At 67.1% G+C, this 14,223-nt stretch carries 11 protein-coding genes; 2 read left to right on the top strand and 9 right to left on the bottom strand.

Annotated elements, in window-relative coordinates; all coding sequences use genetic code 11:
- Positions 1-22: 22 nt before the first annotated feature.
- Together H5V43_RS09935 and H5V43_RS09930 are read right to left on the bottom strand one after the other, a co-directional pair.
- Positions 23-802: a TSUP family transporter gene (locus H5V43_RS09935; RefSeq protein ID WP_044660117.1), complete on the bottom strand. Its 780-nt coding sequence runs from the start codon at positions 800-802 to the stop codon at positions 23-25.
- 90 nt (positions 803-892) lie between these two features.
- Positions 893-1,921 carry a polyprenyl synthetase family protein gene (locus H5V43_RS09930; RefSeq protein ID WP_025549588.1) on the bottom strand — a complete coding sequence of 343 codons (1,029 nt, stop codon included), beginning with the start codon at positions 1,919-1,921 and terminating at the stop codon, positions 893-895.
- A 158-nt stretch (positions 1,922-2,079) separates the two neighbouring features.
- On the opposite strand from H5V43_RS09930, the gene H5V43_RS09925 reads away from it, so the two are divergent.
- On the top strand, positions 2,080-2,364 hold the full coding sequence (locus tag H5V43_RS09925) for a chorismate mutase (protein ID WP_025549589.1): 285 nt from the start codon (positions 2,080-2,082) through the stop codon (positions 2,362-2,364).
- A 2-nt stretch (positions 2,365-2,366) separates the two neighbouring features.
- Here H5V43_RS09925 and H5V43_RS09920 read toward each other — a convergent pair whose 3' ends face one another.
- From H5V43_RS09920 to H5V43_RS09900, 5 genes are all read right to left on the bottom strand, one after another.
- Positions 2,367-3,263, bottom strand: coding sequence for a DMT family transporter (locus H5V43_RS09920; RefSeq protein WP_025549590.1), 897 nt, complete (start codon positions 3,261-3,263; stop codon positions 2,367-2,369).
- A gap of 150 nt (positions 3,264-3,413) precedes the next feature.
- Positions 3,414-4,286 (bottom strand): FAD:protein FMN transferase, encoded by an 873-nt coding sequence (locus tag H5V43_RS09915; protein WP_025549591.1) that lies wholly within the window; start codon positions 4,284-4,286, stop codon positions 3,414-3,416.
- Between the two features lie 101 nt (positions 4,287-4,387).
- Positions 4,388-5,287: a DUF4198 domain-containing protein gene (locus H5V43_RS09910; RefSeq protein ID WP_025549592.1), complete on the bottom strand. Its 900-nt coding sequence runs from the start codon at positions 5,285-5,287 to the stop codon at positions 4,388-4,390.
- Between the two features lie 11 nt (positions 5,288-5,298).
- Entirely contained in the window at positions 5,299-5,823 is a 525-nt protein-coding gene (locus tag H5V43_RS09905) for a DUF2271 domain-containing protein (protein WP_025549593.1), read from the bottom strand.
- A gap of 18 nt (positions 5,824-5,841) precedes the next feature.
- The gene (locus H5V43_RS09900; protein WP_025549594.1) at positions 5,842-6,489 is read right to left on the bottom strand and encodes a PepSY-associated TM helix domain-containing protein; all 648 of its coding nucleotides are present in this window, start codon (positions 6,487-6,489) and stop codon (positions 5,842-5,844) included.
- Positions 6,490-6,749: 260 nt separating this feature from the next.
- On the opposite strand from H5V43_RS09900, the gene H5V43_RS09895 reads away from it, so the two are divergent.
- Positions 6,750-7,736: an MlaA family lipoprotein gene (locus H5V43_RS09895; RefSeq protein WP_025549595.1), complete on the top strand. Its 987-nt coding sequence runs from the start codon at positions 6,750-6,752 to the stop codon at positions 7,734-7,736.
- Between the two features lie 54 nt (positions 7,737-7,790).
- Here the strand turns inward: H5V43_RS09895 and H5V43_RS09890 are convergent, their stop codons facing one another.
- Complete coding sequence (locus H5V43_RS09890) at positions 7,791-12,458, bottom strand: NAD-glutamate dehydrogenase (protein ID WP_025549596.1); 4,668 nt, start codon at positions 12,456-12,458, stop codon at positions 7,791-7,793.
- 342 nt (positions 12,459-12,800) lie between these two features.
- A complete protein-coding gene (locus tag H5V43_RS09885) occupies positions 12,801-14,072 on the bottom strand; it encodes a PAS domain-containing protein (RefSeq protein WP_025549597.1) in 1,272 nt (423 codons plus the stop codon).
- Between the last annotated feature and the right edge of the window lie 151 nt (positions 14,073-14,223).

Below are 14,223 nucleotides of genomic sequence, written 5' to 3'. Positions count from 1 at the left end.
CATTCCCGGCCGAGTGCAAGGATCAGCCGAACAGCAGCGCGTGGATGGGGTTTTCAGGATCGAGCAGCATCTTCGCCGTCAGCGCCAGCGACATGACGATCAGCAGCGGCCGGATCAGGCGGCTGCCGAAGCGCATGGCGAGGCGCGATCCGATCTGCCCGCCGGCGATGCTGCCCACCGCCATGGCGAGGCCGACGATCCAGATCACATGCCCGCCCGCGATCATGGTAAGCAGGCCGGCGAGGTTGCTGGCGAAATTGGCTGCCTTGGTCTGCGCGGTGGCGCGCACGAGGCCCAGGCCGCCCAGCGCAATGAAGATGCTGGTGTAGAAGGCGCCCGCACCCGGTCCGAAAAAGCCGTCGTAAAAGCCGATGACGCCGATCAGCAGGCTCAGCAGCACCATGCCGATGCGCTGGTGCCGGTCGATCTCGCTCATCTTGGGCGAAAAGGTGAAATAGGCCGCCAGCGCGATCAGCAGCGCAGGCATAAGCCCCGCGAGGATGGATGGATCGACCCGCTGCACCAGCCACGCCCCGCCGACCGATCCTGCGAAGGCGGCGAATATCGGCCAGCGATAGGCCTTCAGATCCATATGTCCCGCCCGCGCATAGGCGACGCAGGCGCCGAAGGTGCCGAGCGAGGATTGCAGCTTGTTGGTGGCGACCGCCGGAACGGGCGGGATTCCGGCGGCGAGCAAGGCAGGCAGGGCGATCAGCCCGCCGCCGCCCGCCATTGCGTCGATGCATCCCGCCATAAGCGCGGCGGCCATGAGGAAGGCGATGGTTTCAGGAGAAGGGATCATGATCGGCAGGAGGTCTTGGCGGAAGGAAGCGCTAAGTGCACCTGTCTGCGCACGAACACGACGATGGAAACGAACCGGCCTGCCAGACCCTCAATAAGCCCGCGCGATGGCGAACCCGACCGCTTCGGTCAGCGCGGCCTTGGCCTTGCCATTGTCGAACATGCCCAGCGCATCGATGGCTCTCTGCCCATAATGCCGCGCCCGCGCCAGCGTATCCGCGATCGCGCCCGTCTTGCGCAGCAGGCCCGTAGCATGCGCCAGATCCTCGTCGCTCACCCGGTTGCCTGCAATGGCCTGCTTCCAGAAGGCGCGGTCATCTTCCGAACCCCGGGCATAGGCGAGGATCACGGGCAACGTCACCTTGCCGTCGCGGAAATCGTCACCCGCATCCTTGCCCATGGTCGCGCCGTCCGATTCATAGTCGATGGCGTCGTCGATAAGCTGGAAGGCGATGCCGAGGTTGCGGCCATAGACGTCCAGAGCCTGCTCCTCGGCCTCCGTGCGGTCGGCGACCACGGCGGAAATGCGGCAGGCGGCGGCGAACAGGGCAGCGGTCTTCGCGCCGATGATGTCGAGATACTGCTCTTCGCTGGTGTCGATCTTGCGCTGGGCGGTGAGTTGGTTGACCTCCCCCTCCGCGATCACGGCGGACGCATTGGAGAGGATCTTCAGCACCTTCAGCGATTCCGCCTCGACCATCAGTTCGAAGGAGCGGGAAAAGAGGAAGTCGCCCACCAGCACGCTGGCGCTGTTGCCCCAGATGATATTGGCGGTCTTGCGGCCCCGGCGCAGCCCCGATCCGTCGACCACATCGTCATGCAGCAGGGTCGCGGTGTGGATGAATTCGACCGCGGCGGCCAGCTTGTAATGGCGCGACCCGGCATAACCGACCAGATCGGCGCAGGCGAGCGTCAGCATCGGCCGCATCCGCTTGCCGCCGCCCGCGATCAGATGCCCGGCGAGTTCCGGGATCAGCGGAATGCGCGACTGCATCCGGTCCAGAATGACGGCGTTCACCTGATTCATGCCCTCAGCGACCAGCGCCATCATGGGGGCGAGCGAAGGCGCGCTGCTGGCGCGGCCGATGGGGTGGACATTGCCGGTGGCGGATGCTGTCATGACAAGCGCCATGTGGCGGCGCAAAATGCTAAAGGCAAGCGGGAATAGCTTGCGCGGGCGTCCGGAAGCGGCAAAAAGCGCGCGATATTTGATCGACGCATCGTCAGGGCGCAAAACCCGCGTCCATTTTCGCCGGCGATGCTCTGCGGAGGACCAAAGTGGACGAGACCCTGAAGCGCTATCGCGAGAGCATCGACAATATCGACGCGGCGCTCGTCTTCATGCTGGCGGAGCGGTTCAAGATCACCCAGGCCGTCGGGGAGCATAAGGCGACCCACGACCTGCCTCCCGCCGATCCCGGCCGGGAGGAACGCCAGATCGCCCGGCTGCGCCAGCTTGCTACCGATGCCAATCTGGACCCCGATTTCACCGAGAAATTCCTGCGCTTCATCATCGATGAGGTCATCCGCCACCATGAACGGCTGCGGGAAAGGCAGGGCTGAGTTCAGGCCAGTTCGGCGATGTCCTGATTGCGCGTCGGTTGCGTCGACCGGCCCAGCATCACCCCACCCAGCGCCAGCCCGAAGCCGATGAGCTGCACCGGACCCAGCCGTTCCCCGAACAGCAGCCATGCCTCGACCGCGGCAAGCGGCGGCACCAGCAGCAACAGCATCGACATGCGCGTCGGCCCCTGATGCCGCACCAGCCACACCAGCAGCGACAGTCCGCCCGCCGACAGCCCCAGCACCGACCAGGCGAGGCCGATCCACAGCACAGGCGTGCCGTCCCAGCGATATTCCCCGGCGAACAGCGTGGCCGCGATGGCGAGCAGCGCGCCGCCCCCATTCTGCACCGCCCCGGAAATCGCGATGCCGTCGCCTGCTATCGATCCGCGCTGGATCAGCGTGCCCCCCGCCATGCCGAGCACGGCGAGCACGCCGGCGAGAGCCGGTCCTGTCGCGATCGATCCGGCGCCCGACCGCTCGATCGCCGGCAATAGCACGCAACCGACCCCTCCGATCGCGATCGCCAGACCGACCCAGGCGCGTCCGGGCAGCCGGTCGCCCAGAAAGGCGACGCTCGCCACCGCCACCATCAGCGGTTGCAGCGAACCCAGCAGCGCCATGACGCCCGCCGGCATGCCGTTGTTCACCGCCCACCAGCTGAGCGTCAGGTAGAAGCCATGCAGCATCGCGCCAGCCGCCAGATGCAGCCCCAGCCGCCGTCCACGCGGCAGCGCCTGCCGCGCATAGAGCGCCGCCCCGGCGAGCAAGGTCGTCGTCAGCGCCAGCCGCACCGCCAGGACCAGCTCCGGCGCGGCATGCGGCACCATCGCCCGCGCGACGATGAAGCCGGTCGACCAGATCAGCACGAAGAGAAGGGAAGCCATGGCAGCGATCATGCGCTCGCCTTTGGCCTATCGATACTCGGCTGTCGAGGCGCGGTTGGGGTTGAGGCGCGGTTTGGGTGGCCAAATCGCCGCTGCCAGCACGCCAAGCCGCTGCCTTCGCAGGCGTGCGGGGCAGATCTTCCGCTCGCCACCCGTTCGGGTTCAATCCAGCATCGCGGCCAGGGCAGGCGTCATATATTCCTGCCCGCGATCATCAACCCGCCGGATCAGGCATGCGGCAATGCCGTGCCGTGTGGCGAGGGCCATGCCACGTTCATGCCCCATTATCGTGATCGCGGTCGCCCAGGCGTCCGCCAGCATCGCGCTTTCGTGGAGCACCGTTACGGAAGCCACATCGTTGGTGATGGGCGCGCCAGTGGCGGGGTCCATGCTGTGGGAAAGGCGGACGCCGCCTTCCTGGCGGAAGCGGCGATAGTCTCCGGATGTCGCGACCGACAGGCCGCAAAGCGCTATCCGGAGCGTAGGGAGCGCAAGGCCCGGCGGAGCCTCCACGTCCACCCACCAGGGCTGGAGGTCGGGCTTGACCCCTTGCCCCTGCAATTCGCCGCCGATCTCGACCAGGAAATGCGCAGCGCCGAGGCCGCGCAGGGCGGCCGCCATTGCATCCACGGCAAAGCCCTTGGCGATGCCTGAAAAGTCCAGCGTCACGTCGGCCGTGCGCCGGGCGCGGTCGCCCTCGATCGCGATGGCGGTCCAGGGCGAGGGATGATGGGGGCCTTCGGAAAGGCCCGTCAGCCCGTCCGGACCGAAGCCCCATTTCGCCACCAGCCGGCCCACCGCCGGATCGAACGCGCCGCCCGACAGCCGGGCCATCTCCAGTCCGGCGCGCAGCACGGTCAGCATCTCGCCGGGCAGCGGCATCCATTGGCCGACCGGCGCGGCATTGAAACGGCTGATGGCGGAAGCCGCTTCCCAATTGCTCATCTGCGCGATGATGCGGCCCAGCACCGTTTCCATCGCCGCCGCGCTGCCGGGCGGGGCGTCGACGATGCGGGCGGACCAGCTCGTGCCCATGGTCGGACCGCCAAAGTCGCTGATCCTGCCCGCCTGCTTGTCTGGCCCGAAGATGTCGGGCGAGAGGCAGGGCGGGATGGCGATGCGGATCGGGCGGGCGGTCAGCCCTGCACCTCCACCGTCATGGCATAGGTGGCGCGGTCCTGGGGCGGACCCATGGGCGGACGGGGCCCGCCTTCACCCTGCGGCTGGCCCTGGGGCCCGGCTGCGCCCGGCGCACCGCCGGGGCCTTCGCCGCCCGGTCCGCGCCGCCCACCGGAACTGATGCTGACCCAATACATGCCCGCTTCCGGCCAGGTGAAGCTGACCTTCCCTTCGGCATCGGTCTTCGCATCCATCTGCTTGAGGTCCGACCGGTAGCGGATGCCGCCCGGGATGGCGACCACGTCCAGCCCTGCCGCGGGCTTGCCGTTCAACAGGAACTGGAAGGTGGCGGCTTCGCCCACGGCAAGGTCGTTGGGGTGGGTGACGGGCACCATCTCCAGCCCCTTGCCCGTGGTCGTGAAGACCTTTCGGTCCGGCTCGCCCGCCGTCACGAAGGTTTCGATCCGGGTGCGCGCCGTCGCTGTCTGCACGTCCGTCGCGCCCTGCGGCACGGCGGTCGCCAGCGTCGCGGCGGTGGTGCCGCGCGGCAGCATCCTGCGCTCGCCGTTCAGCATGTAATTGCCCATCAGCATCTCGTTGACGATGGCGATCTTGTACGTGCCCTTGGTCCTGATGCCGAGGTCGAAGGTCTGGCGCAGCTTGCCGATGGCGCGGTTTTCCACCTGCGCCGTGCTGCCGTCCGGTGCGGTCACGACCGGCTGCCAGTCCTGCCCCGGATGGTCGAAATAATAGAGATCGCTGGAAATGGCGGCGTCCACCGTCAGCCATTCATTGCCGGAGCCGGCGAACATGGTTTCGGACGGCAGCATCCAGGGCCGCGCCGCGCCCGCCATTTGCGGCAGAGCCATGGCAGCGGTGGCGGCGAGCAGCACCAGCGTCTTGCGGAACGTCATCATGGCTTCCCTCCTCAGCGCGACAGCACGGCGCTGACCGCGCCCAGTTCGAACTGGCCGCCGGCGCTGCCTCTGGCCCCGGTCGCCGTTACGTTGAGCGGCACGCGAACCACCTCGCGCCCGCCGGATTCACGCGCAGCCTCCACCACCAGCGTATATTTGCCGGGGGTCAGGACCGGCATGCCGCCCTTGCCGGCGGTAAAGCTCAGCTTATGGGTGCCGGGGGCGCGGGTGGCGCCGGAAATGCCGTCGGCGGGCAGGGCGAGCGAGCGGCCGGAGGCGCGCCACCACATGCGAATGTCGCGCAGCCATTTGACGCCGCCATTGTTGCGCTTGTCGACATCGTAGAGAACCGACAAAGTGCGGGCGGGCGCGCCCTCCTTCTCCAGCCAGATCGCGACATAGGGACGGTGATATTCCGCCACCGACAGGCGCGGCAGGGCAAGCGTGACGTCCAGGGTCTGGGCCGTGGCGGGCATGGCGACGGCGCTGGCGCCCATAGCCGCGCCGGTCAGGACGATCTTGTGGCTGATCTGCATGAGGTGAAGAATTCCCCCTTAATGGATGAAGATGATGGCCAGGACGGCCGGTATGGCGAGGCCCGCGGCGACCAGCGGCCAGGTGGTCGGGCGCTTCTTGGCATGGAGCCACAGCAGGAGCAGGCCGGTGAAGGCGAAGAGGAAGCAGGCGACGGCGAAGATGTCGATGAACCACTTCCATATATTGCCGGCGTTGCGGCCCTTGTGCAGGTCGTTGAGATAGCTGATCCAGCCCCGGCTCGTCGCCTCGCTGGTGACTTCGCCGCTATGCCGGTCGATCGATACCCAGCCGTCGCCGCCGGGGCGGGGCAGGGCAAGATAGACCTCGTCCGCCGACCATTCCGCTTCGCCCGCGCCGCTTTGGCCGATTTCCTGTTCCACCCATCGGGCGATCGGGGCGGGGAGGGGCCTCTTGGCGTCGGGCGCCTCGTCCGCCGCGACCTGCTTCAGCAAGGTGGGGGGCAGGGTGGCGGACCTGGTCACCGTCTGCGGCGAACCCTCGACATCGGCGGCGTGGTTCAGCGTGATGCCGGTGAAGGCGAACAGCAGCAGGCCGATCAGGCTGATCGCGGAACTCACCCAATGCCAGGTATGGAGCTGTTTCAGCCAGAAGGCCTTCGGGCTCTTCTTCCTGTTGTTCGGCTGGGTGCGGGCGGGGGCGTGCATCGGAAGCGGGACGAGTCCTGTGGGAGATGAGGCAGGCTGCATAACGCGAACGACTCGCAATTGCAAACTATGGGCGTTGCAAAATTTGTATCAAAATATGCGAGGCAAAGCCGGATCGTTTCCATGGAGCGGCGGCCGGCGCAGGATGGCGGCGTCATGCTATTGACGGGTGACCCCATCGCAATTAGCCGCCTTAATGAAACGGGCGTGACATGAAAATGTCATCCGCTCCAAAGGGCCTGCCTGCAAGGAATGACGATATGCTGACGCCGGCCATAGCCGCTGGAATGCTGATGATGGGCGCGCAAGCGGGAACGGAGGGGGCGGCGGCGTCCGACCCTGCCGCCGTTGCCGCGCCAGCGCCCGATGCGCCTGCCGCTCCGCAGGCCGCCGCCGAAGGAACGCCGCAGGTGCTGGTCGTCCCGCCGCCGCCGGTAATGCCGAACCTGCCGGGCACGGACGCGCCTGCGGCTGCCGCGCCGCAACCGGGCGAGATCGTCGTGACGGGCCATAGCCGCCCGCCGCCGGGCGATCCGCTGGAGCGGCTGAACGAGAAGAGTTTCCAGACGGTGCAGGCGGTCGACAAGGCCGTGTTGGAACCGGTCGCCAAGGCCTATAACAAGGGTCTGCCAAAGCCCGCGCGCAAGGGGCTGCGCAACTTCTTCTCCAACTTGCAGGAGCCGGTGGTCTTCCTGGCCTATATGCTCCAGTTCAAGCCGGGCAAGGCGATGGAGACGGTCGGACGCTTCACCATCAACACCACCCTGGGCGTGGCCGGCCTGTTCGACGTGGCGAAGCGCAAGCCCTTCTTCCTGCCCTATCGGCCCAACGGCCTTGCCAATGTGCTGGGCTATTATGGCGTGGGGCCGGGCCCCTATATGTATCTGCCGATCGTCGGGCCGACGACGCTGCGCGACATTGTGGGGGATACGGTGGACAAGCTGGTCGTGCCCTTCGCCGTCGGCAAGCCGTTCAACGAGCCGAAATATGTGATTCCCGCGACGATCCTGAACCAGCTGGGCGAACGCGCCGCCTTCGACGAGACGATCCAGCAGATCCGCAGCGAGGAAAATCCCTATGCCTATTATCGCGAGCTGTATCTGAAACAGCGCAAGGCGGAGATCGAGGCGCTGCACGGACGCACGGTGGAGGAACCGGTGACGCCGGTCTATGGGCCGGGGCTGGGGAAGGCGCCGCCGCCGGAAACGGTCCCTGCGCCGGAGCCGATTTCCACCCCCACCCCATAATCGTCATTCCCGCCTGTGCGGGAATGACGGGGGTTGGAGAGAGCGTAAAGCCTCCTACCGCCCCAACAATCCCCGCGCCTGACCCGCGATCTCCGCCAGCATCGCGACATTGGGCGTCGCCGCCGTCTTGGCGCGCTGGACGAGGGCGCGGAACTGCTGGATGCGGGCGCCCCTTTCCTTCAGCCATGCCTCGACATGATGGGCGATGTCCTTGCCCGTCCCCTGCGCCAGGAAGTCGAGCCGCACCTGCTGCATGTCGCGCGCCACGCCGGAGATCAGCAGCCGCTCCCACGGATCGGACGGCGCCATGCGCGCGGCGGTGGACTGCACCCAGTCGATGCCGACCGCTTCACCCAGATGGGTGAAGGCGCGGGTCAGGGCGACTTCATCCACCGACAGGCGCCCGGCCAGCGCGGCGATGCCCACCGCGCCGTCCAGCTTGAACAGGCCGGCGGTCCGGCGGGTCAGCGCTTCCGGCGCGCCCAGCGACAGCAGCCGGTCGGTCGCGGCCGTGACCCGGCGCAGCGCCTCGCTGGTGAGCAGGTCGTCCACCTGCTTCGCCAGCATGCCCACGCCCTTGGCCAGCGCGCCATGGCCCGCCTGCGGCAGCGTGCCGGACGGCAGGCTGCGCAATATGTCCGCGATCTGCGCCCGCATGCCGTTGGCGATGTCCCCGAACAGGGCGAGCCGGGCGGCTTCGGACATCTCCGCCGCGTCGATGTCATCCCATAGCCGGCGGATGTCGTAGAGCCTTTCCGCGATCAGGAAGGCGCTGGCGAGGTCGGCCAGCGAGCAGCCCTCCTCCTCCGCCAGTTCGAACGGATGGATCAGGCCGAGCCGGTTGACAATGCGGTTCGCGACCTTGGTGGCGATGATCTCCCTCTTCAGCGCATGGGCGGCGATGGCGTCGGCCTCCTTCTTCCGCATCGCGGGCGGGAAGGCCTGGGCGAGTTCGTCGTCCATGCTGGGGTCGGTGGCCAGGTCGCCATGCTCGATGGCGTCCTGCAAGGCGAGCTTGGCGGTCGACAGCAGCACCGCGAGTTCAGGCCGGGTGAGGCCCAGCCCCTCCTGACCGCGCCGCAGCAACTGGTCGTTGGCGGCAAGCCCTTCCACCTGCCGGTCGAGCCGGCCTGTCTCCTCGAAGGTTTCGATCAGCCGCACATAGCTCGCCAGTTCCGCCGCGCCGCCCGCCTCCGCGATGGAAAGGCCGAGCGCCTGGAGTCGATTGTCCTCCAGCACGATGTCGGCCACCGCGTCCGTCATGCCGACCAGCAGCCTGTTGCGGTCGTCGAAGGAGAGGCGGCCTTCCGCCATTTCCTTGTTGAGCGCGATCTTGATGTTGACCTCATTGTCCGAACAGTCGACGCCGGCCGAATTGTCAATGAAGTCGGTGTTGATCCGCCCGCTGCGCAGGGAGAAGGCGATGCGGCCCGCCTGGGTGACGCCCAGATTGGCGCCTTCGCCCACCACCTTCACGCGAAGCTGCTCGGCATTGACGCGCAGGCGGTCGTTGGCGGGGTCGCCCACATCGCCATGGCTCTGTGCGGCGGCCTTCACATAGGTGCCGATGCCGCCGAACCAGAGCAGGTCGTTGGGGCTTTTCAGGATCGCGGAGATCAGCGCGGTCGGCTCCATTTCGGTGTCGGTGACGCCCAATATCGCCTGCACCTCCGGGGTGAGGCGGATGCTCTTGAGGCTGCGCGGGAAGACGCCGCCGCCCCTGGAGATCAGCGTCTTGTCATAATCGTCCCAGCTTGAGCGCGGCAACTGGAACAGGCGGTTGCGTTCTTCCCAGCTTTTCGCCGGATCGGGATTGGGGTCGAGGAAGATGTGGCGGTGATCGAAGGCGGCGACCAGCTTGATCGCCTTCGACAGCAGCATGCCGTTGCCGAACACATCGCCCGACATATCGCCGCAGCCGACGACGCGCACCGGCTCGCTTTGCACGTCGACGCCCATTTCCGCGAAATGCCGCTTCACGCTGATCCACGCGCCCCTGGCGGTAATGCCCATCGCCTTGTGGTCATAGCCGTGGGAGCCGCCGCTGGCGAAGGCGTCACCCAGCCAGAAGTCGCGTTCCAGTGCAAGGGCGTTGGCGACGTCGGAGAAGGTGGCCGTGCCCTTGTCGGCGGCGACGACGAAATAGGGATCGTCGCCGTCGTGGATGACGACCTGCGCCGGGTGCTTCACCTTGCCCTTGACGATATTGTCGGTGACCGAAAGCAGGGCGCGGATGAAGATGCGGTAGCTTTCCGTGCCTTCCGCGAACCAGGCGTCGCGGTCGACCTGCGGGTTGGGAAGCTGCTTGGGATAGAAGCCGCCCTTGGCGCCTGTCGGCACGATGACGGCATTCTTCACTCGCTGCGCCTTCATCAGGCCCAATATTTCGGTGCGGAAATCGTCCCGGCGGTCGGACCAGCGCAGTCCGCCGCGCGCCACGGGCCCCGCGCGCAGATGGATGCCCTCGACGCGGGGCGAATAGACCCAGATTTCCCGCCATGGCAGCGGCGCGGGCAGGCCGGGGACCTGCGCGCTGTCCAGCTTGAAGGCCAGCGCCTCCTGCGCGGCCGGGCTGTAGAAATTGGTGCGCAGCGTCGCGGTGATCACGGCGCGCAGCAGGCGCAGCACGCGATCCTCGTCTATGGCCGTGACCTTCTCCAGCCCCGCCTCGATCGCCTGTTGCGCGGCGGCGGCGCGCGCCGGTCCATCCTTGGCCTCCGGATCGTGCAGCGCCTCGAACAGCTCGATGAGCTGGCGGGCGATGCCCTGCTCACGCCGCAGCGTTTCGGCAAAGGTCGCCATGCCATAGGCCATGCCGGTCTGGCGCAGATAGCGGAACAGCGCGCGCAGCAGCACGACCGATCGCTGGTCCAGCCCGGCGGTGACGATCAACTCGTTGAACCGGTCATTTTCCGCCACGCCTTCGGTGACCTGCGCGATCGCCTCCGTCACGATGTTGGCGCGGGCAATCACGGTTTCGGCATCGCCTCCCGCCGGCAGTTCCAGGACGAAGCGCTGGACATGGCCCAGCGCCCCCGCCTGTCCCCTGGCCTCGACCGCTGTCAGCATCTCGTCGATCACGCGAAAGCCGAAATTCTCGAAGGCGGGGACCACTTCGGACAGGGCGATGGCGTCATGGCTGTAGAGCTTCAGCCGCAGCCGTTCGGGCGCATCCTCTTCGTTGCGATAGATGCGGATCGACTTGTCGCCGGGGGCGGACAGGCTGTGCAGCAGGCGGATGTCGATCGCCGCCTCGGCCGGGCCGGCGCCGTTTCGATAGCCCATGGGAAAGCCGGGGGCGTAGCGCTGCGCCAGCGTCGCGGCCCGGCCGGCCTCCTCGCTTTCGGCCAGCGCCTCCTCGACAGCGGGCAGCCAGCCGCGCACCATTTGCTTCAACTGCCGGTCGAGCGGCTGTTCATCGGGCACCACGCCGCCGTCGCGCAGGTCGAGCGTGATGCGCAGCAGCGCCAGGCCGCTTTCCTCCAGAGCGATCGACCAGCTCAGCACCGGGCCGTTGCAGGCCTGGCTCAGCATGTCCTGCACCGCGACGCGCCGCGCCGTGGTCAGCTCCTCGCGCGGCAGCCAGGCGAAGGCATAGAGATGGCGGGCCAGCGCACTGGTGCCCAGCACCAGTTTCGGCCGCGGCCGGTCGGTCAGCGACATGAAGGTCAGCACCAGCCGCTCCAGCGTCTCGCGGTCGAAGCCGATGAGGATGTCGTGGGGCAGGGCGGTCAGCGCATGGGTCAGCACCTTGCCCGCATGGCCGTGCGGATCGAAATCGAACTTGTCCATAAGCGCCGACAGCGCAGACCGCAGCAGCGGCACCCTGTCCGGCGTGGTCGCCAGCCCGGCGCTGGTCCACATGCCGGCGTGGATGGACAGCGCCGTCACCTGCTTGCCGTCCCGGACCGGCACGATGATCAGGTCCAGCAGGACGGGGCGGTGGACGCGGGAGAGGCGGTTGGACTTGATGATGAGCGGCGTGCGCTTGCCTTCCTCGAACCAGTTGAAGGCCGCCTCCAGCGTCGCGGGGGCCAGCAGGGGCTGGTCGCGCAGGCCGCAGATGCCGATGCCGGCGTCCGCCTTTCCGTCGCGGTGGCGAACCTCATGGCCGATCTGGGTGAAGTGGCGGGCCAGGAACCAGCGCAGCAGCGCCGCCCCTTCCTCGTCGGGTACGGCATCGGCATCGGCCGCCATCGCCTCCCGCATCTTCGGCCAGTCGGACACGGCGGCGCGGACGTCCGCCAGCGTTTCCTCCAGCGCCTTTTCCAGCGCGCGGCGGGCCTTGGCGTCGGCGCGGTCCGCCTCGATATAGATCATCGATTCCCGGCGCGCCCCGGCGGCTTCATTGTCGAGTATCGCCTTCAAATGGCCATCGCCGTCGCGCTCGACCGACAGGACGGGATGAAGCAGGCGATGGATGATGATGTCGGCCGTGGCCAGCGCATTGGCGATGGAATCGACCAGAAAGGGCATGTCGTCATTGACGATGGCGATCCGCATGTAGCGCCCCGTCGCGCCTTCGCCCAGCGTTTCCATGGCGATGGCGACATGGCCGGGCCGGCGGGTCGCGGCGGTGCCGGCGATGAAGGCCGCCGCCGCCAGCATCGCCTTCTGGTCGAATCCTTCGCTTTCGCCGGGCAGGGCGCCCCGAGCCAGCGCCGCCTCCAGCGCTTCGCTTATGCTGTGGTCAACTTGCCTCGATTCAGCCAATGCCGTCATGCGCCTGCCTCTTGCCCGCGGGTTCAGCCCCGCTTCTGTGAACGGAGAAGGCGCCGGAGAACCGCCACGCGACTTCTCAAACCGATGCCGTCCACTATGCGCCACTGCGTCTTGAGGCTCAACCCAGAATGGGAAATAAAGTTACGTAAAATTGAAATAATATGATGCAGCGCAGCATGGGACGAACGCCCTGGAGAGTAAGCCACGAAATCGGCCCATGATCCCGTTCTGTCAATCCGGCGCGGCCGTTTCTGCCGATGGGAGGGGCCTGGGCCGCGATTAAGGATGCGCCCCGGTTGAATGCACCCTGCTCCCGCGCGGGAGCAGGCCGGGCGACAACGCCTAATTCGCAGCGGCGACGATCGCCCTCTGGCCGATTTCCGACCCTTCCGGCAGCGCGCCGACAATGGCGAGCGATCCGTCCTTCTCCCGCCGGGCGATGACCACCGCCAGCCCGTCGCCATCGGTGGCGACAGTGAAGGGATCGAGCGCGGCGGCCGCCTTCATCGCGGCGCGGGCGGTCTGCTGGCGATCGGGCTTGGCCGGGCCGTCGGTGCGGCGCTGGGCGCGTTCGTCGCGGACCAGCGCTTTCAGCCCGCCGTCATAATTGGCGAGATAGTCGCCGAAGCTGCCCAGGGCGATGCCGTTGGCGCGGGCATGATCCAGCGCAGTAGCATATTCGGTGATGCGCGTCTTGTCGTAGCTGGAGCCGAAGACCAGCTTCACCACGGCGGTCATCGGCGCTCGGGCCTGGACCTTGAGGCCGCTATTCTCCAGCAGTTCGGCATATTCCTCCGGCCGGGCGAGCGTAACCAGCGCGAAGTCGTAGCTGAGCCCGATGGCGCGATAGAGCGCCGCATGGCTGCGCGCTTCGCTGGTGCGCGCCTGCTCCGCGCTGTCGCGGGCGAGGGCCAGCCAATCGGCCAGCGGAGCGTCCTCATCAGGGCTTTCCATGCCGCCAAGGTCGAGCGTGTCGAAATCCTCGACCGCCGGACCGTCCGCCCAGATCGGCGCGACGGGCGGCGCGGCGGGGCTGGAGAGCAGGGCGGCTTCCACCTCCCGGTCGATCTCCGCCGTGACGGCCTGGCTCGCCGCTTCTTTCCAGTTGATGACGCCGAAGACGAAGTCGATCGTCTCGTCATCGGAGGAGAAGGGCATCAAAATGCCGCGATAGAGGATTTCCGCGTCGCGCTGGTTGACGAAGCCCGCCTCGAACCCGATCGGCGCGGCATTGGCGATGATCTGGAGATAATGGTCGGTCAGCCGCGACAGCAGCGAGCGGGCGGGGACGTCGTTGATATACTGGATGGGCCCGTCGATCTCACACTCTTCGCGCAGCGCGGTGCCAAGATAGACGATGGCGGGATTCTCCAGCCCGGTGCTGAAGTCGAGCAGGACGCTGAAGGGGCCGAAATCTTCCAGATCCTGGGGCGCCAGATCCTCAATGGACGGCAGGCTGCGGTCGCCCAGCAGGGACGCCCAATAATTATAGGCACGCACCTGCATCCGGCGCTCATCGGCGCCGACAAGCGGCGGCGTCTCGATCGCTGCATCGTCGGCCGGACCGAAATCGTCCTCGTCATCGGCGATTTCATGCCCCCGCAGAGTGTCCATCCCATCGGTCCTTGGTTCAGGTAAAAGCTTTTCCTTGAGAATCGACAGTGCCATTGGATGGTAAAGATGGCGTAAAGGCGGGGTGAAATGATGATCCGAAGCGGTTTGACGCTGGATGGGCATGGCAAATCGCATTTGCCCGCTTGTCCTT

Source organism: Sphingobium fuliginis (assembly GCF_015074805.1).
GTDB classification, from domain to species: domain Bacteria; phylum Pseudomonadota; class Alphaproteobacteria; order Sphingomonadales; family Sphingomonadaceae; genus Sphingobium; species Sphingobium fuliginis.
The sequence above is the reverse complement of the archived record's forward strand: the minus strand, read 5'-3'. Positions and strand labels throughout refer to the sequence as shown.